General features: G+C 64.6%; 12 protein-coding genes. 8 read left to right on the top strand and 4 right to left on the bottom strand.

Annotated features, from left to right (window positions below; genetic code table 11):
- Positions 1 to 12 precede the first annotated feature (12 nt).
- Both IV454_RS01775 and IV454_RS01780 read right to left on the bottom strand, forming a co-directional pair.
- Positions 13 to 1,857 carry a glucokinase gene (locus tag IV454_RS01775; protein WP_206089932.1) on the bottom strand — a complete coding sequence of 615 codons (1,845 nt, stop codon included), beginning with the start codon at positions 1,855 to 1,857 and terminating at the stop codon, positions 13 to 15.
- Complete coding sequence (locus IV454_RS01780; protein ID WP_206089933.1) at positions 1,857 to 3,497, bottom strand: alpha-amylase family glycosyl hydrolase; 1,641 nt, start codon at positions 3,495 to 3,497, stop codon at positions 1,857 to 1,859. The genes IV454_RS01775 and IV454_RS01780 overlap by 1 nt, the downstream gene beginning before the upstream one ends.
- Before the next feature lie 334 nt (positions 3,498 to 3,831).
- Here IV454_RS01780 and IV454_RS01785 point away from each other — a divergent pair, with 334 nt between their 5' ends.
- The 8 genes from IV454_RS01785 (at position 3,832) to IV454_RS01820 (ending at position 14,642) form a co-directional block, all read left to right on the top strand.
- Positions 3,832 to 5,394, top strand: coding sequence for a POT-type proton-dependent oligopeptide transporter (locus IV454_RS01785; RefSeq protein WP_206092500.1), 1,563 nt, complete (start codon positions 3,832 to 3,834; stop codon positions 5,392 to 5,394).
- Positions 5,395 to 5,460: 66 nt separating this feature from the next.
- Positions 5,461 to 5,922: a cache domain-containing protein gene (locus IV454_RS01790; RefSeq protein WP_229521998.1), complete on the top strand. Its 462-nt coding sequence runs from the start codon at positions 5,461 to 5,463 to the stop codon at positions 5,920 to 5,922.
- 189 nt (positions 5,923 to 6,111) lie between these two features.
- Positions 6,112 to 7,080: an ABC transporter substrate-binding protein gene (locus IV454_RS01795; RefSeq protein WP_206089935.1), complete on the top strand. Its 969-nt coding sequence runs from the start codon at positions 6,112 to 6,114 to the stop codon at positions 7,078 to 7,080.
- A 12-nt stretch (positions 7,081 to 7,092) separates the two neighbouring features.
- Positions 7,093 to 7,914, top strand: coding sequence for an ABC transporter permease (locus IV454_RS01800; RefSeq protein WP_206089937.1), 822 nt, complete (start codon positions 7,093 to 7,095; stop codon positions 7,912 to 7,914).
- Between the two features lies 1 nt (position 7,915).
- Positions 7,916 to 8,713, top strand: coding sequence for an ABC transporter ATP-binding protein (locus IV454_RS01805; RefSeq protein WP_206089938.1), 798 nt, complete (start codon positions 7,916 to 7,918; stop codon positions 8,711 to 8,713).
- A 45-nt stretch (positions 8,714 to 8,758) separates the two neighbouring features.
- Positions 8,759 to 10,519 (top strand): sensor histidine kinase, encoded by a 1,761-nt coding sequence (locus IV454_RS01810; protein WP_206089940.1) that lies wholly within the window; start codon positions 8,759 to 8,761, stop codon positions 10,517 to 10,519.
- Positions 10,520 to 10,527: 8 nt separating this feature from the next.
- Positions 10,528 to 11,859, top strand: coding sequence for a sigma-54-dependent transcriptional regulator (locus tag IV454_RS01815; protein ID WP_370663766.1), 1,332 nt, complete (start codon positions 10,528 to 10,530; stop codon positions 11,857 to 11,859).
- A gap of 65 nt (positions 11,860 to 11,924) precedes the next feature.
- Positions 11,925 to 14,642, top strand: coding sequence for an alpha-1,6-glucosidase domain-containing protein (locus tag IV454_RS01820; protein ID WP_206089942.1), 2,718 nt, complete (start codon positions 11,925 to 11,927; stop codon positions 14,640 to 14,642).
- Here IV454_RS01820 and IV454_RS01825 read toward each other — a convergent pair whose 3' ends face one another.
- Together IV454_RS01825 and IV454_RS01830 are read right to left on the bottom strand one after the other, a co-directional pair.
- Positions 14,643 to 16,496: a glucokinase gene (locus IV454_RS01825; protein WP_206089944.1), complete on the bottom strand. Its 1,854-nt coding sequence runs from the start codon at positions 16,494 to 16,496 to the stop codon at positions 14,643 to 14,645.
- Positions 16,497 to 16,681: 185 nt separating this feature from the next.
- On the bottom strand, positions 16,682 to 18,334 hold the full coding sequence (locus IV454_RS01830; protein WP_206089946.1) for an alpha-amylase family glycosyl hydrolase: 1,653 nt from the start codon (positions 18,332 to 18,334) through the stop codon (positions 16,682 to 16,684).
- Between the last annotated feature and the right edge of the window lie 15 nt (positions 18,335 to 18,349).

Consider the following 18,349-nt stretch of genomic DNA (forward strand, 5'->3'; position numbering starts at 1 on the left):
GGTGGGCTTGCCCTAGCCGCCCAGGTGCGAAATCTGCGTGTGCCGCTTGGCGCCCTCGGGCTGCCCCTCGGCGCCGAGCGAAATCCCGACCGACAGAATATCGATCAGCAGCAGCTGCATGATGCGCGAGATCATCGACAGGAAGCTGGTGCTATCCTCGGCGTGGTCGACCGCCAGGCACACGGTGGCCTTCTTGGCCAGGGGCGAGCCGCTGCTGGTCATCGCAATCACGTCGGCGCCGGCCGCGCGCGCCGCATCGACGGCCGCCAGCAGCTCGGGCAAGCGCCCCGAATTTGAAATCGCAATGACCACATCGCCCGGCTTGAGCAGTTCGGCCGCGAGCGCGAACAGGTGCGAGTCCCCATACGAGGCGGTCGGAATGCGGAAGCGGAAAAACTTGTGCTGGCCGTCCAGCGCCACCACCCGCGAATTACCCATCGCGTAAAACTCGACCCGGTGCGCGCGGGTCAACAGGTCGATGGCGCGGTCGAGCGCGCGCACGTCGAGCTGGTCGCGGAACTTGAGGATGGCCGAGACAGTGTTGTCGATCACCTTGGCCGACACGTCGTGCGTGCTGTCGCCGCCGCGCACCTGGCTGTGGCGCACCGGAATGGCGCCGGTCAGGCTGCTGGCGAAGCGCAGCTTGAAGTCGGCCAGGCCCAGGAAACCGAGCGAGCGGCAAAAGCGGATCACGGTCGGCTGGCTCACTTCCGCCAGACGCGCGATATCGGCGATCGGTTCGTTGAGCACAAGGCGCGGCTGCTCCAGCACCAGGCTGGCCACGCGCTGCTCGGCTGGTGTCAGTTCGTGCTGCAGGTGCTGGACCCGCTCCATCAGGGTATTGGCGCCGCTGCGCCCGCGCAGGTGCTCCGACAAAATCGTCGCCACGCCGTGGAAGGCCGGGTTGGGCGTGGTGATGACGTAGGTGGGAATGTCGGCCAGGTAGGTCGAGAAGCGCCCCTTGGCCTCGAAGCGGCTGCGAAACGGCGAGCTGGCGAACAGCTCGCCCATGCGCGGCACGATGCCCCCGCCGATGAAGATGCCGCCGAACGCGCCCAGGGTGACCGCCAGATTGGCCGCGGCCCCGCCCAGCATACCGCAGAAGCACTCGATCACCTCCAGGCACAGCGGGTCCTTGTCGTCGATGGCGCCGGCGATGATCTCGGGCGAGGCGCGTGGAGCGGCCGCCACGCCGTTGCGCTGGGCCAGCGCGCGGTAAATGATTTCCATGCCCGGTCCGGAGATCAGGCGCTCGTTCGAGACGTGCGGCCACTCCTTCCAGGCAAACTGCAGGATCGCGAATTCGCGCTCGTCGGCCGGTGCGAAATTGACGTGCCCTCCTTCGCTGCCGAGGGTGACGAAGCCATCGACCGTGGGAATCACGCCCGACACGCCCAGGCCGGTGCCGGGACCGAGCACGCCGATGACGGCATTGCCGGCAGCATTGCCGGGGCCGATCTTCATCAGGTCGTCCGCCGTCAGGCCCGGCAGCGCCATCGCCAGCGCCGTGAAGTCGTTGACGATCAATAAGGTGTGCAGCCCCAGTTCGCGCCGCACCGCGTCGGTGGAAAACTCCCAGGCGCGGTTGGTCATGCGCACTTGGTCGCCGTTGACCGGATTGGCGACCGCCAGCGCCGCGTGGTTCAGCACCATGCCGGCATGGTCGGCCAGGTAAAAGCGCAGCAGCGCCACGATGCCCTCGAAGTCGTCGCACTTGAGCACCCGCACCGAGCGGAATACGCCGGGCGCGGTTTGCAGCGCGAAGCGCGCATGGGTCGCGCCGATGTCGGCCAGCAGGCGCGGGCCATCGGCAAAGGCCGTGCGGCCGACTTTCGCGGGATCAATCTGCTCGTCCATCAGTTCTTGGTACCGAACCAGGCGCCATAGGCCGGCAGGGTGACCGTGCCGCCTTCGGCGCCGCCATGCAGGCCGTGGCCGATCATCGATACCGCGTCCGCAGCGTCGGCAAACTCGTAGGTGACCGGGTCGGGACCGAGGTTGAACACGGCCAGCACGCTGGGGTGGCCGGCCAGGTCGCGGCGCAGCGCCAGCACCGGTTCGGGAGAGTCGAAGAAAACGATCTCGCCGCGCGTGAGCTGCGGCTGCTGGCGGCGCCAGGCGATGATGCGGCGCGCGAAATTAAGCGGCGAGTCCGGATCGGTTTCCTGCGCGCTGGCGGCCGAGGCGATGTGTTCTTCCGCCACCGGCAGCCATGGCGTGCCGGTGGTGAAGCCGGCGTTGGGCAGTTCGGCGGTCCAGGGAATCGGCGTGCGGCAGCCGTCGCGGCCCTTGAACTCGGGCCAGAAGGTGATGCCGTACGGGTCCTGCAGCAGCTCGAACGGCACGTCGGCCTCGGTCAGCGCCAGCTCATCGCCCTGGTACAGGCAGGGAGTGCCCTTGAGCGAGAGCTGCATCGCCAGCACCAGCTTGGCCAGCGCATGGGTCGGCGCGGCGCCGCCCCAGCGCGTCATGACGCGGATGCTGTCATGGTTACCGACCGACCACGAGGCCCAACCACCCTTGACCCGCGCCTCGAACTCCTCGACCTGGCGCCGCACGTGCGCCGCCGAAAATTCGGGCGTGAGCAGATTGAAGCTGTACGCCATGTGCAGCTTGTCGCCATCGGCGGTGTAGTCGGCCATGACGCCGAGCGCATCGTCCGCGCCCACTTCGCCGATGGCGACCGCGCCGAATTCGTCGAGCAGCACGCGGATTTTTTGCAGGAAGGCCAGGTTCTCCGGACGCGTCTTGTCGTAGACGTGGGCCTGCATGCCATACGGGTTCACATCGGTGACGGTGGAGGTGTCGCGGCTGGTGGCGGCCGGATTGCTGCGCAGTTCAGGATCGTGGAAGTGGAAATTGCAGGCGTCCATGCGCACGCCGTCCACGCCGCGCGCAAGCCAGAAGCGCAGGTTGTCCAGGTGCGCCTGCTGCACCTCGGGATGGTGGAAATTCATGTCCGGCTGGCTGACCAGGAAGTTGTGCAGGTAGTACTGCCTGCGCCGGCTGTCCCACTGCCACGACGAGCCGCCGAATACCGACAGCCAGTTATTCGGCGGATTGCCGTCCGCCAGCGGATCGGCCCACACGTACCAGTCGGCCTTGGGATTGTCGCGGCTCTTGCGGCTCTCGGCAAACCACGGGTGGATGTCGGCGGTGTGCGACAGCACCTGGTCGATCATGATCTTCAGGCCCAGGCTGTGCGCCCTGGCGATCAAGGTGTCGAAGTCGTCGAGGGTGCCGAACATCGGGTCGACGTCGCAATAATCGGCGACGTCGTAGCCGAAGTCCTTCATCGGCGAGGTAAAGAATGGCGAGATCCAGACGATGTCGGCACCCAGCCCCGCGATGTAGTCGAGTTTTTCGGTAATGCCGGGCAGGTCGCCGATACCGTCGCCATTGGTATCACGGAAACTGCGGGGATAAACCTGATAAATGATGGCCTCGCGCCACCATGGCGTATTTTGTTCGGAGTGCAGCGCAACGTCTTTGTTCATGATGGGCGTCCATGTGAGTTTTTGTACATAATATACATTAACTGGAGCGATTTTACAATTTACCAGACAAAACGTTAAAATCCATAAATATCATTTTATTTCAATGACTTATATAAAATCAGCCGCAACGCATGGCTTCAATTCAGTAGTTTAACTACATTCCGCCGGAGGGCAACAAGGGCCGCTGTAAAGACGCGTACGGTGTCGGCGGGCGGCCTGTTCGCATGAGGAGCGATACCTGTTGCCAGCCTCCGGGCTTGGGCTTAGCATCCCATCTGTTTATATAGTGGGAGTCCCCATGTCGCAGTTGGATAAAGAAAGCGGAAACGGGCCGATGCCGCGCCAGATTCCGTACATCGTGGGCACGGAAGGATGCGAGCGATTCAGTTTTTACGGGATGCGCAACATCCTCACCCCCTTCCTGATCAGCACCCTGCTGCTATTCATGCCGGTCGCCGACCGCACCGGCGAAGCCAAGCACGTGTTCCACACCTTCGTCATCGGCGTCTACTTTTTCCCGCTGCTGGGCGGCTGGCTGGCCGACCGCTTCTTCGGCAAATACGACACCATCTTCTGGCTCAGTCTCGTGTACTGCGCGGGCCACGCCTGCCTGGCGATCTTTGAAGATAGCCTCAAGGGCTTTTACACTGGCCTGTTCCTGATCGCGCTCGGCTCGGGCGGCATCAAGCCCCTGATCTCGTCGTTCGTGGGCGACCAGTTCGACCAGACCAACAAGAACAAGGCGAAAGTCGTCTACGACATGTTCTACTGGATGATCAACTTCGGCTCCTTTTTCGCCTCGCTGCTGATGCCGATCTTCCTGCGCGATTACGGCGCGGCGGTCGCTTTCGGCATTCCCGGCGTGCTGATGTTCATCGCCACCATCGTGTTCTGGCTGGGACGCAAAAAATACATCCACCTTCCGCCCGCCCCGCCGGACCCGGACTCGTTCACCCGCGTGGCGCGCACCGCGCTCATGACGCACAAGCCTGGCCAGACGCGCACCGGGCTGGCGGTGGCCATGTTTGGCGTGGCCGGCGCCGTCGCATCGCTGGCCATGTCGCCGCAATGGGGTTTCGTGATCGCCGCCTGCACCGCCCTGGTGCTGCTGCTGGCCTTCGGCGGCATCGGTACCTCGATGCAGCTTGAACGCGCGCGCGGCCTGCATTCGGATGTGGCAGTGGACGGCGTGCGCGCGGTACTGCGCATCCTGATCGCGTTTGCGCTGGTGACGCCGTTCCACTCGCTGTTCGACCAGAAGGCGTCGACCTGGATCGTCCAGGCCAACTCCATGATTCCTCCTACCCTCACCCTGTTCGGCAAGGACTTCACGTTCGTGCCGGCCCAGATGCAGGCGCTCAATCCACTGCTGGTGATGATCCTGATCCCGTTCAATAACCTGGTGCTGTACCCGGCGCTGCGCAAGATGGGCATCGAACCGTCCCCGCTGCGCCGCATGACGACCGGGATCGTGTTCTCGGCGCTGTCGTGGATCGTGATCGGCGCCCTGCAGGTGCAGATGGACGGCGGCACGCCAACCTCGATGGCGTGGCAAGTGCTGCCCTACGCGCTGCTCACCTTCGGCGAAGTCTTGGTGGCGGCCACCGGCCTCGAATTTGCGTACAGCCAGTCGCCGCCATCGATGAAGGGCGTGATCATGGCGTTCTGGTTCCTGTCCAACACGGTGGGCAGCCTGTGGGTCCTGATCGTCAATGCCAGCATCAAGAACGATGCGGTGATCTCGCATATCGCCACCAGCGGGTTCAGCGTCATTGCCTTCCAGATGTACTTCTTCGCCGGCTTTGCGTTCGTGGCCGCCGCCGTCTTCGGCTGGTATGCGACGCGCTACAAGATGGTCGATAATTACCGTTCCGACGCCGCACCGGCCAAGGCGTAAAACTGGCCGTGCCAAAGGCGGGAAAGCAGCCTGCTTCCCCGCCCCTACAACGATAAGGGGATCATCATGCGTAAATTGTTCCAGATAGCGTTAATGTGCTGCGCCGCCGTGTTTTGCACCAGCAGCGGCGCCGCCAGCGACCATGGCAGCGCCGAGGAAGCCAAGGCACTGGTGCAGAAGGTGATCACCTATATGAAAGCGAATGGGCGCGAGAAGACCATCGCCGAGATCAACGACACGCAAAACACCCGCTTTCGCGACCGCGACCTGTACGTGACCATCAACGACATGAGCATGAAGAACCTGGCCCATGGCGCCAACGCCAAGATGCAGGGCAAGGACTTGATCGACCTGAAAGACGCGGACGGCAAACCATTCATGCGCGAGCGCCTCGATCTGGTCAAAACCAAGGGCAAAGGCTGGCAGGACTACAAATTCGTCAATCCGGTCACCAAGCAGATCGAACCGAAATCGATGTACTTCGAAAAATACGAAGACCTGATCATCAACTGCGGCATCTACAAGTAAGCACGCACGGGCGCCGCAGCCGTGGCGCCCGTCCCCTCGCGGTTTTCCGCACGCCGCACCGCCCCCGTTCCGGATTTCCGCCAGTTTTCGCCCGTCTCCTTGTCCCCGCGCCCCTGCGGGCAGCGCCGCCAGCGCTGGCACGAAAGATGCAATAGACATGGTGTAGCTAAACCATAACGGAGACGAACAATGAAAACCATTCACCACCTGATCCTTGCAGCGGCAGCCCTGTCCGCGTCCGCCCAGGCGGCCGACAATGTCGTCAGGCTCGGCAACCTCAAATTCGCCCACTATGGCGCAGTCTCGTACATCAAGGAGATCGCACCGAAGTGCGGCATCAAGGTCGAAGAACACATGTTCGCCAAAGGCCCCGACGTGATGCAGGCGATCCTGTCGGGAGACCTCGACGTCGGCGCCACCGCATCGGAGGCGGCCATTTCAGGCCGCGCCAACGGTGCGCCGATCTACATCGTGGCCGGTTTCGCAAAAGGTGGCGCGCGCCTGGTCGCGCGCCCCGACGGCGGCATCAAGTCGGTCAAGGACCTCAAGGGCAAGAAGGTTGGCGTCACGCGCGGTGGCATTCATGAAGTGCTGCTCTACGCCGAACTGTCCAAGCACGGCCTCTCCTGGTCCGATTCGGCCGGCAAGGACGTGCATGTCATCTACCTCGCGTTCGCGGACCTGAACCAGGCGCTGCTCGGCAAGAACCTGGACGCCATCATGCAAAGCGAGCCGCAATCGTCGCAAGCGATCAACAAGGGCTTCGGCATGGAAGTGATGAAGCCTTACGACACGCCGATCGGCGAACCGGTACGCACCCTGGTCATGAGCGAAAAATTCTACAAGGAGAACCGCGCCACCGCGGCCAAGTTCATGAACTGCTTCGTCCAGGCCACCAAGCTGTTCATCGATAACAAGGCCGCCGGCGAAAAATACGTGCGCGAATCGATGTTCAAGAACCAGATCACCAAGGACGACTTCGAGGATGCGATCGCCAACTCGCCCTACACCTACGACGTCAGCATCGAGCATATCCAGATCACCACCGACGTGATGGCCAAGACCGGCACCGGCAAGATGCGCACGCCGCCGCTCGCCAAGGACTGGGTCAAGACCGACCTGCTTGAGCAAGCCAAGAAGTCCTTGTCCATCCAATAAGCGGGGGCCGTCATGACGCAAGCCAAGTGGCGCGAAAGCGCCGTCGGACTCGTTGTACCGGTCGTCATCGTCGCCTTGTGGCAGGCCGGCGCCATGATGGGGCTGATCAATCCGCAGGTGCTGCCCTCGCCATGGGCGGTACTGCTCAAGTGGATCGAATACGCGCTGCCGCTCACCGCATTCGACCCGGCCACCGGATCGCGCCTGGCATGGATGTTTTCGGGCGAGCTGCTGATCGACACCATGGGCAGTATGTACCGGGTGGTGGTCGGTTTCGTGATCGGCGCCGGCCTGGCCCTGCCGCTCGGACTGGCGATGGGATCGAGCCGCACCCTGTACGCCTGGCTCAATCCCCTGATGCAGGTGCTGCGCCCGATTCCGCCGATCGCCTACATCCCGCTGGCGATCCTGTGGTTCGGCCTTGGCAACGCGCCGGCCGTGTTCCTGATCGCCATCGGCGCGTTCTTCCCGGTGCTGATGAATACCATCGCCGGGGTGCGCCAGGTCGACAGCATCTACATCCGCGCCGCGCGCAACCTTGGCGCCAGCCAGAGCACCATGTTCCTGCGCGTGATGCTGCCGGCCGCCGTGCCGTACATCCTGTCGGGCGTGCGGATCGGGATCGGTACCGCGTTCATCGTCGTCATCGTCTCCGAGATGATCGCCGTGAACAACGGGCTGGGTTTCCGCATCCTCGAAGCGCGCGAATACTTCTGGTCCGACAAAATCGTCGCCGGCATGATCAGCATTGGCCTGCTGGGCCTGGGCATCGACATCGCCATGAATAAACTGAACAACCATCTGCTGCGCTGGCACCGTGGCCTGGAGAACTGACATGACTTCCTCCCACATCGACGTTGCGCACGTCAGCAAGATCTTCAACGCGGGCGAGCGCGAAGTGACCGCCCTGCGCGACATCAACCTGCATATCCCGGACGGCCAGTTCGTCTGCCTGCTGGGGCCATCGGGCTGCGGCAAGTCGACCCTGCTCAATGCCATCGCCGGCTTCTCGCTGCCGTCCAGCGGCGACATCCACGCCAACGGTGCGCGCGTCACTGGCCCCGGGCCGGACCGCGGCATGGTGTTCCAGGAGTATGCCCTGTTCCCCTGGATGACGGTCGAGAAGAACATCGGCTTCGGCCTCGGCATCAAGGGCATGCAAGCGGCGGAGATCGACAAGCGCGTCGGCGCCCTGCTGGAGATGCTGTCGCTGGCGGATTTCCGGCAGCGCTTTCCCAAGGACCTCTCGGGCGGCATGCGCCAGCGCGTGGCGATCGCGCGCGTACTGGCGCTCGACTCGCCCATCATGCTGATGGACGAACCGTTCGGCGCCCTGGATGCCCTCACCCGGCGCAACCTGCAGGACGAGCTGCTGCGCATCTGGGCCGACCTGAAAAAAACCATCGTGTTCGTCACCCACAGCATCGAAGAGGCGATCTACCTGGCCGACCGCATCATCGTGATGACCTACCGGCCCGGCACCGTCAAGCGCGATATCATCGTCGAACTGCCGCGCATGCGCGATCCATCGTCGGCAGCCTTCAATGAGCTCAAGCGCGAGCTGGGGGCGATGGTGATGGAAGAGCAGCAGCGCCACCACAACGATGAAATACGGATGGCGGCTGTCGACTAGGCGTGTACGTGCAGTAAAATCGAGGCCACTCACCGTGGGCCGCCCATGCACGTAAAACGACAACTCGCCTGGCTCCTCGCGCTGCTCGCCAGCGCGGGGCTGATCGTGGCCGCCTACCATTGGGCGGCGCGCCAGGGCGCGGCCGACGAACTCGCACGCGGCGCGCGCCAGTTGCAGCTGATGGCGCCCGAACTGGAATCGGCGCTCGACAAGTTCGAGACCCTGCCCTACGTCGTCGGCCTGCAAGAGAACGTGGCCGCGCTGCTCGCCCACCCCGGCGAGCGCGCGCGCATCGACCAGGTCAACCGCAGCCTGAAGGCGATACAACGCCAGTCGAAGGTGGGCGCCATTTACCTCATGGACCGCGACGGCAACACGATCGCCGCCAGCAACTGGGATTTGCCGCTCACCTTCGTGGGCAGGAACTTCGGCTACCGTCCGTATTTTCACGAAGCGCTGGCCGGGCGCGCCGGGCGCTTTTACGGCATCGGCAGCACCACCAGCGAACCCGGTTACTTCATCGCCCAGCCGGTGATGGTTGGTGCCACCGTGAGCGGCGTGGTCGCGGTCAAGATCAGCCTCGACGAATTCGAGCGCAACTGGGCCGGCGCCGAGGACACCATCGTGCTGGCCGACCGTGCCGACGTGGTGTTCCTGTCCAACCGGCCGCAATGGAAGTACCGCAGCCTGCACCCCCTGAGCGCGGCCACCCAGCGCGAACTGGCCAGCACCGACCAGTACGCGCGCCGCACCATCACGCCCATCGACGGCAAGCCGGCGCCGCATGCCGCGCGCACGACCGGCCGCCTGGGGTGGCGGCTGATGCTGTTCCCCACGCCGGGCCGGGTGCAGCGCGCGGCGGCCCTGTGGGCGCTGGCCGCCGCCCTGGTTGCCGCCAGCGCCACCGTCGCCGCCTGGGCCCTGTACCAGCGCCGCCGCCGGCTGGAAGAACGCCAGGCCGCGAACGCCGCGTTGCAGCGTGCGGCTAGTGAACTCGATGTCAAGCTGGCCGAGCGCACCGCGCTGCTGCGCCAGGCCAACGACGACCTGGAAGCGCGCTACGCCACCCTGAAACAAACCGAACATGTGCTGCGCTCGACCCAGGATCAGCTGGTCCAGGCGGGCAAGCTCGCCATGCTGGGGCAGATGGCGGCCGGCGTCACGCATGAACTGAACCAGCCGCTGGCCGCGATCCGCGCGTTTGCCGACAACGCGCGCACCTTTCTCGAACGCGGGCAGCAAGCGCAGGCCAGCGCCAACCTGACCCACATCAGCGACGCCAGCGCGCGCATGGGCGCCATCATCGGCCAATTGAAGGGTTTCGCGCGGCGCAGCGACACCGTGGCGACAGTCGATATCGCCCAGTCCCTCGCCGCCTCGGCATTTTTACTGGCGGGCGAATTCAAACGCCTGGGCGTTGCGCTGGCGCTGCCGCCACCGCAGCCGCTGCTGATCACCGGGGACGCCGTGCGCATCGAACAGGTGTTCATCAACCTGCTGCGCAATGCGCTCGATGCCGTCGACGACGCAGCCGTACGCGAAGTGTCGGTCACCTTGACCCAGCAGGATGGCTATGCCGTGGTGCGCATCGCCGACAGCGGCCCGGGCATCTCCGACAAGGTGGCCGCCCACCTGTTCGAGCCGTTTTTTACCACCAAACCATCGGGCAAGGGCCTCGGGCTCGGGCTCGCGATATCATCATCGATCGTGCAAGCCATGAACGGGCGACTCGAAGGCAGCAACCGCCCCGCCGGCGGCGCCCAGTTCGAGGTGCGCCTGCCGCTGCCGGGCGGGGAAAACGACTAGGGGAATCAATGAAGACCATGCAAGCCATCCTGGTGGAAGACGAAGCGCCGCTGCGCCTGGCCACCACCCAGACCCTGGAACTGGGCGGTTTTACCGTGCGCGCCTTCGCCAGCGCCGAAGAAGCCGGGGCGGCGCTGGACGCGGCATTTGATGGCGTGATCGTCAGCGATATCCGCCTGCCCGGGCGCTCGGGCCTGGACCTGCTGGCGCAAGTGGTGGCGCTCGATGCGGAACTGCCCATGATCATGGTGACCGGCCATGGCGACGTGGCGATGGCGGTCGGCGCCATGCGCGTCGGCGCGTACGACTTCATCGAAAAGCCGTTCGGCGCCGAACGCCTGCTCGACGCGGTGCGGCGCGCCCAGGAGCGGCGCAGCCTGGTGCTGGAAAACCGCCGCCTCAAGACGGCGTGGGCGCTGCATCCCGATACGCCGCAGCTGGTGGGGCACTCGGACGCCATCGAACGGCTCAAGGTCCTGGTGCGCAATATCGCGCCGGCCGGCGTGGACATCCTGATCAACGGCCAGACCGGCACCGGCAAGGAAGTCGTCGCGCGCCTGATCCACGCGGCCAGTGCGCGCAAGGGCAATTTTGTCGCGATCAATTGCGGCGCCCTGCCCGAATCGGTATTCGAGAGCGAGATGTTCGGGCACGAGGCCGGTGCGTTTACGGGCGCGCACAAACGCCGCATCGGCAAGCTGGAATACGCCAACGGCGGCACCCTGTTTCTCGACGAGATCGAGAGCATGCCGGTGGCGCTTCAGGTCAAGCTGCTGCGGGTGCTGCAGGAGCGCCGGCTGGAGCGCCTGGGCGGCAACGAGGCGATTGCGGTGAATTTTCGCATCATCGCGGCCAGCAAGGCCGATCTGCTGGAACTGAGCGCGCAGGGCCGCTTTCGCGAAGACCTGTACTACCGGATCGGCGTGGCAACGATCGACCTGCCGCGCCTGAACGAACGGCGCGACGACATCGCGCCGCTGATGGCGCACTTCACACAGGATGCGGCGCAGCGCTACGGGCGGCCGGTGCCGCAGTGGAGCAGCCAGCAAATGAGCCAGTGGCAGGCGGCGGAATGGCCGGGCAATGTGCGCGAACTGCGCAACTTCGCTGAGCGGCTGGTGCTCGGCATCGTTGCGGCGCCGGCGCCAGACGCCGCTCCCGCTCCGGGCACCGCCTTGAGCCTGCCGCAGCAGCTCGACGCCTATGAGCGCGACCTGATCGCCAACGCGCTCGACGCCGTGGACGGGAATGTGTCGACCGCCGCCGACCAACTCGGCGTGCCGCGTAAAACCCTGTACGACAAGCTCAAAAAATACCAGCTGGCACCTGGCAAAAAATAGCAATCGATAAGGAATTTCACGACAAAGTCGCCGATAATATGCACAACGACGACACCGGACGCCAGATGCCCTTTTCACTTTTCAGCGCCGCGGTCCTCGCCGGCGCGAGCGCATCGGCTTCGGCCGCGCCGATGGCGGCGGTCTGCGACAGCGGCGCCTTTCAAACGATCGTGCAGCCGACGCCCGCCAGCATCGATGCGCGCGCCGTCTGGCTGGACCGGCGCCTTGCGCAATGGCCAGGCGTGGAGAACGCGGGCCGATTCAAACTCTATCACTCGCCCGGCGGAACCATCGCCGCGCCAAGCGGCGGCATCGTCAGTGGCGCATTGGGCGCGCTTTCCCTTGCTGTTTTCAGCGGCACACCGGCGCCGGACGTGGCGCAGCGCTTCAACTACGTCGGCAAGGGCGTGCTGCTGGCCGTGGCGGCAGCCGATCTGGCGCGCCTGCCCGATCTGCACCGTCAGCAGCTGGTACTGGTGCAGGAAGACGCGGATGGAAAAGTGCGCGCGGCGACACGCTTGCAAACGGCGGGCGCGCTCGACGATCTGTACGCGGCTGCGGAATCGGTAAGCGATCTCGGCGCCGTTCCTACGCACCGGAGCACCACTTTCAAGCTGTGGGCGCCGACCGCGCGCCAGGTATCCGTCTGCACTTACGACAGTGGCAGCGGGCGCGCGAAAGCGCTCGATACGATGCGGTTCGACCCGGCAAGCGGCATCTGGAGCGCCACGCGAAAAGGCGACCTGTCCGGCAAATACTACAAATACGCGGTCGACGTGGTGGCCGATGGTACGGGCCTCGTGCGCAACATGGTCACCGACCCATATTCGGTCAGCCTGACCACCGACTCGAAACGCAGCTACATCGCCAACCTCGCCGCTGCGCGACTCAAGCCGGCCGGCTGGGACAAGTCGGCGCCACCCGCGACAGTCAAGGCGCAGACCGACATGGTCGTCTACGAGCTGCATGTGCGCGATTTTTCTATCAACGACGCGACCGTGCCGGCGCCCGAGCGCGGCAAGTTCACCGCCTTTTCCCGCACCGGCTCGAACGGCATGCGGCACCTGGCTGCCCTGGCCCGCGCCGGCATGACCGACATTCACCTGCTGCCCGTATACGACATCGCCAGCATCCCGGAACGCGGCTGCGCGCAGCCCTCTCCCACCGGTGCGGCGGACAGCGAAGCGCAGCAGGCGCTGATCAGGCAGACGGCGGCGACCGATTGCTTCAACTGGGGCTACGATCCGTATCACTACAGCGCGCCGGAAGGCAGTTACGCGAGCGACGCGGCTGATGGAGCCACGCGCATCATCGACATGCGTGGCATGGTCATGAACCTGCACCGGGCCGGCCTGCGGGTCGGCATGGACGTGGTCTACAACCACACCTTTGCTTCCGGCCAGAAGGAAAAATCGGTCCTCGACCGCATTGTGCCCGGCTACTACCATCGCCTGAACGCGGCCGGCGGAGTCGAACAGTCGACCTGCTGCGACAATACCGCGACCGAAAACCGCATGATGGCCAAACTCATGATCGACTCGGCCGCCTTGTGGGCGCGCGAATACAAGATCGACTCGTTCCGTTTCGACCTGATGGGGCATCAGCCGCGCGCGGCGATGGAACGGCTCCAGGCACGCGTGAACGCGGCGGCCGGCCGTCCAGTGCAGTTGATCGGCGAAGGCTGGAACTTCGGCGAGGTGGCCGATAGCGCGCGCTTCGTGCAAGCGTCGCAACTGTCGCTCAACGGCAGCGGCATCGGCACCTTCAGCGACCGCGCGCGCGACCATGTACGCGGCGGTTCGGCGGCCGATGCCGGCGCGGACATGATCCGGCGCCAGGGCTACATCAACGGCCTGGTGTACGACCCGAATGCGCTGGCCGGTGAACGGCCGCTGACGGACCTGATGCAGGCAGCCGACATGGTGCGCGTCGGGCTGGCCGGGTCGGTGCGCAACTACATCATGACGACGTACAAGGACAGCACCCTGGCGCTGGAATCCATCGATTACAACGGCCAGCCGGCCGGATACGCCAGCGAGCCCGGCGAAACGGTCAACTACGTCGAGAACCACGACAACCAGACCCTGTACGACATGAACGTATTCAAGCTGCCACTGTCTACATCCAGCGCCGAGCGCGCCCGCGTGCAGGTGCTGGGAGCGGCGATCAATGCCTTCAGCCAGGGCGTGGCCTACTTCCATGCCGGGATCGATACCCTGCGCTCGAAGTCGATGGACCGCAACAGCTTCAATTCCGGCGACTGGTTCAACCGCATCGACTGGACTTACCAGGACAACTACTTCGGCACCGGTGCCCCGCCGGTCGACGACAACGCCAGGGACTACGCGCTGATCAAACCCCTGCTGGCCAATGCCGCGCTCAAGCCCGTGCCGGCGGATATCGCCTTTACGCGCGATGCCTTTCGCGACCTCTTGACCATCCGCGCCAGCTCCACCTTGTTCCGGATGCGCAGCGCGCACGACATCGGGCAGCGCCTGCGCTTCCACAACACCGGATCGAAGCAGCTTCCGACCGTGATCGCGGCGCACATCGACGGCACGGGCTACGCCGGTGCCGGTTTTTCTGGCGTGGCATACTTCATCAATGTGGACAAGGTGGCGCACACGCTCGATGTGGCCGAGATGCGCGGCAAGCGCCTGCACCTGCATCCGGTCCATACGGCACCCACCGCAGCCGACCAGCGCGCCGCGGCAAGCACGTTCGACAGCGCAGCGGGACGTTTTACCATCCCGGCGCGCACCGCCGTCGTCTTCGTGGAGTGATCAGATATCGAGGTGCGAGATCAGCGAGCGCTTCTTCTCGTGATCGGCCGGATCGGCCCCCTGCGCGCCGAGCGAAATGCCGACCGACAGAATATCGATCAGCAGCAGCTGCAGCACGCGCGAGATCATCGACAGGAAACTGGTGCTGTCTTCGCTGTGATCGACCGCCAGGCAAATGGTCGCGCGCTTCGCCAGCGCCGATTTGCTGCTGGTGATCGCGATCACGTCGGCACCGGTGGCGCGCGCCGCATCCACGGCCGCCAGCAGTTCCGGCAACTGGCCCGAGGTTGAAATGGCGATCACCACGTCGCCCGGCTTGAGCAGTTCGGCGGCCAGGGTAAACAGATGCGAGTCGCCATACGACGAGGTGGGAATGCGGAAGCGGAAGAATTTGTGCTGGCCGTCCAGCGCCACCACGCGCGAATTGCCCATCGCGTAGAACTCGACCCGGTTGGCCTTGCGCAGCAGCGCGATGGCGCGGTCGATCGAGACCACGTCGAGCTGGTCGCGGAATTTCAGAATCGCTGACACGGTATTGTCGATCACCTTGGCCGACAGGTCGTGCGTGCTGTCGGACACGCGCACCTGGCTGTGGCGCACGGGGATGGTGCCTGTCAGGCTGCTCGCGAACTTGAGCTTGAAGTCGGCCAGGCCCAGGAAGCCCAGCGAGCGGCAGAAGCGGATCACGGTCGGCTGGCTGACGTCGGCCAGGCGCGCGATTTCCGCAATCGGCTCGCCCAGCACCTTGCGCGGGTGTTCCAGCACCAGGGCGGCCACGCGCTGTTCGGCGGGCGACAGTTCGTGCTGCAGATGCTGCACCCTCTCCATCAGCGTATTGGCGCCGCTGCGCCCGCGCAGGTGCTCGGACAGGATAGTCGCCACGCCGATGAAAGCAGGGTTGGGGATCATGATGACGTAGGTCGGGACCTGGCCGAGGTAGGAGCTGAAACGGCCCTTGGCCTCGAAGCGTGCACGGAAGGACGACGTGGCAAACCACTTGCCCATGCGCGGCACGATGCCGCCGCCGATAAAGATGCCCCCGAAGGCGCCGAGCGTGACAGCCAGGTTGGCGGCCGCGCCGCCAAGCATGCCACAGAAGCAGTCGAGCACTTCGAGGCAGAGCGGATCATTGTCGTCCAGCGCGCCGGTGATGATCTCGGGCGAGGTGCGTGGCATGGGCTGCACACCGTTGCGCTGGGCGAGCGCGCGGTAGATCAGTTCCATCCCGGGACCGGAGATCAGGCGCTCGTTCGATACATGCGACCACTCCTTCCACGCGTATTGCAGGATCGCGAATTCGCGCTCGTCCGCCGGGGCGAAATTGACGTGCCCACCTTCGCTGCCGAGGGTGACGAAGCCGTCGACCGTTGGGATCATGCCCGATACGCCAAGACCGGTGCCCGGTCCGACGACGCCGATAACGGCATTCGTTGCGGGGGTTCCGCCGCCGACCTGCATCAGATCGTCGCCCGACAGGCCGGGCAGCGACATCGCCAGGGCGGTGAAATCGTTCACGATCAGCAGGGTGTTCAGACCGAGTTCGCGGCGCACTTCATCGGTCGAGAATTGCCAGTCGCGGTTGGTCATGCGGATCATGTCGCCGCTGATCGGGTTGGCGAGGGCGAAGGCGGCGTGATTGATGCGGATGCCGGCGTGGTCGGCGAGGTAGGTATGAAGCAGCGGGACGATACCGGGGAAGTCGTCGCACTTGAGCACCCGCACCGAGCGCAGCACGCCGGGCGCGGTTTCAAGGGCGAAGCGCGCGTGGGTCGCGCCGATATCGGCCAGCAGGCGCGGGCCATCGGCATAGGCGGTACGGCTGTACTTTTGTTCTGAATCGTGTTCTTTGGTCATCGCGGTCACTTGGGACAGTTCGGGCAGTTCGCGCGTAGCATACCCTATTGTATGAAATGTATGAAATGCCCGGGGGGCGCTTAATTCAGCGCCGTCGTTCCCGCGCAGGCGGGAACCCAATTCCGTAAAGCCGCCCGAGACTACGGCACGAACTTGGATTCCCGCCTGCGCGGGAACGACGGCGCTTAGTTCGCGATCAGCACGATGCCGTTCTTGGTGTGGAAATCGACCTTCCCGCCCACGACCACGGCCTTCTTGCCCGAGTAGTAATCGGTCACGGACTCGCCATCGCGAAAAATCGGTCCGACCACGACCGGCGTCGGCTTGTCGGTCGGCAGGTCGAGCCCCACCACGACCCGGTCCTTCTCGTACGTGCGCGCGAAAACGTACGGAGCCGCTTGCAGCTTGCGATGCTCGCCCGCGCCCACCGCGGGATGCGCCTGGCGGAAGCGGCCGATCAGGCCCCAGTGCTTGCGCACATCGGCGATGCGGTAACCGTCGCGCTGCGCATTATTGGCCAGTTCATCCCAATTCATGAACGAACGCAGCACCGCGTCGCCCTTCGCACCCTCGTGCGTGAGCAGGCGCGCGGTTTCGTCGCCGTAGTATATCTGCGCCGCGCCGGGCGAGAGCAGCAGCTTCACCGCAGAGTCGAAAGGACGCGTGCGCGTCGGGTCGAACGGCGCCGCGTCGTCGTGCGAACTCAGATAATTGAGCACGGAATAACCACGCAGCGGCCCGCCCAGCAGCGCGGCGTAGCGGCCGAACATGGCGTCGTAGCCGCCCTTGGCGTCGGACGCCATGCTGAAATTGATCACGCTGTCAAAGCCATTATCGTAGAAATCGACGAAGGTTTCGCCACCCATGTCGAACTGGTGCGCCTGGCGCAGCGAGTAGTTATAGACTTCGGCCGTCATGTAGAACTTGCCGTCGCCCAGGCGCTTGGCCGGATTGTCGCGCTTCCAGTCCTCGAACGCCTTGCTGGCCACCTTTTTCAGGTCCTTCCACACGCGCGGCTCGACGTGCTTGGCGGTGTCGGCCCGGAAGCCGTCGAAGCCATATTTACGCACCCAGTCCGCGTGCCATTTCATCAGGTAGTAGCGCGGCGCGCGCGGGTAGCCGGTTTCCTTGAAAAAGGCATCGAGTGAGGCCACTTCGCGCTCGTAGCGCTTTTCTTCCTTCCACTTGGCCACCAGCGCTGGCGGCAGTGCGACGGGCCGGTCGATATCGGTGCGGAAGTCGGGCAGGTTCTTCACCAGGGTGCAGTCGACGGTGGTGCGCACATCCTTGAAGGCGCATACGGGCGCGGTGCGCACCCACTCCTTGGGCCACACCGGATCGAGCGTCGTGACCGGGCCGGTGTGGTTCATCACCACGTCGAGCAGTACGCGGATGCCGTTGGCGTGCGCGGTGTCGACCAGTTCCTGCAGGTCCGCTTCGGTGCCGAGGTTGGCGTCGATGCTGGTGAAGTCGCGCGCCCAGTAGCCGTGAAAACCGTAGGATTTGCCGCTGCCTTCATCGGTGCTGCCGTGAATCTGCTCGACCGGCGGCGTGATCCAGATCGCATCGACGCCCAGTTCCTTGAAGTAGCCCTCCTTGATCTTGGCCGTCACCCCGGCCAGGTCGCCGCCCATGTAACCGCGCAGCGGCGCGGCATCGGCCTTGCGTCCGTACGCCAGGTCGTTGGTTTTGTCGCCGTTGTTGAAGCGGTCCGTCAACAGGAAATACACAGTCGCGTTTTCCCACACAAACGGGGTGCGCGCCAGCGGCGGCGCGGCACTGACGTGGGCAGCGCCGAAAGCAAGCGCCAGTGAGACTGCAAGTGCGGAAAATTTCATGTATTCCCTGTTGGT

This window comes from Massilia antarctica, assembly GCF_015689335.1.
Lineage (GTDB): Bacteria > Pseudomonadota > Gammaproteobacteria > Burkholderiales > Burkholderiaceae_D > Telluria_A > Telluria_A antarctica.

Excerpts from the sequence above, each read along its gene's own strand:
- IV454_RS01830 (WP_206089946.1), bottom strand. The coding sequence starts at position 18,334 with ATGAAATTTTCCGCACTTGCAGTCTCACTGGCGCTTGCTTTCGGCGCT.
- IV454_RS01775 (WP_206089932.1), bottom strand. The coding sequence starts at position 1,857 with ATGGACGAGCAGATTGATCCCGCGAAAGTCGGCCGCACGGCCTTTGCC.
- IV454_RS01790 (WP_229521998.1), top strand. The coding sequence starts at position 5,461 with ATGCGTAAATTGTTCCAGATAGCGTTAATGTGCTGCGCCGCCGTGTTT.
- IV454_RS01805 (WP_206089938.1), top strand. The coding sequence starts at position 7,916 with ATGACTTCCTCCCACATCGACGTTGCGCACGTCAGCAAGATCTTCAAC.
- IV454_RS01820 (WP_206089942.1), top strand. The coding sequence starts at position 11,925 with ATGCCCTTTTCACTTTTCAGCGCCGCGGTCCTCGCCGGCGCGAGCGCA.
- IV454_RS01780 (WP_206089933.1), bottom strand. The coding sequence starts at position 3,497 with ATGAACAAAGACGTTGCGCTGCACTCCGAACAAAATACGCCATGGTGG.
- IV454_RS01800 (WP_206089937.1), top strand. The coding sequence starts at position 7,093 with ATGACGCAAGCCAAGTGGCGCGAAAGCGCCGTCGGACTCGTTGTACCG.
- IV454_RS01815 (WP_370663766.1), top strand. The coding sequence starts at position 10,528 with ATGAAGACCATGCAAGCCATCCTGGTGGAAGACGAAGCGCCGCTGCGC.
- IV454_RS01795 (WP_206089935.1), top strand. The coding sequence starts at position 6,112 with ATGAAAACCATTCACCACCTGATCCTTGCAGCGGCAGCCCTGTCCGCG.
- IV454_RS01825 (WP_206089944.1), bottom strand. The coding sequence starts at position 16,496 with ATGACCAAAGAACACGATTCAGAACAAAAGTACAGCCGTACCGCCTAT.
- IV454_RS01785 (WP_206092500.1), top strand. The coding sequence starts at position 3,832 with ATGCCGCGCCAGATTCCGTACATCGTGGGCACGGAAGGATGCGAGCGA.
- IV454_RS01810 (WP_206089940.1), top strand. The coding sequence starts at position 8,759 with ATGCACGTAAAACGACAACTCGCCTGGCTCCTCGCGCTGCTCGCCAGC.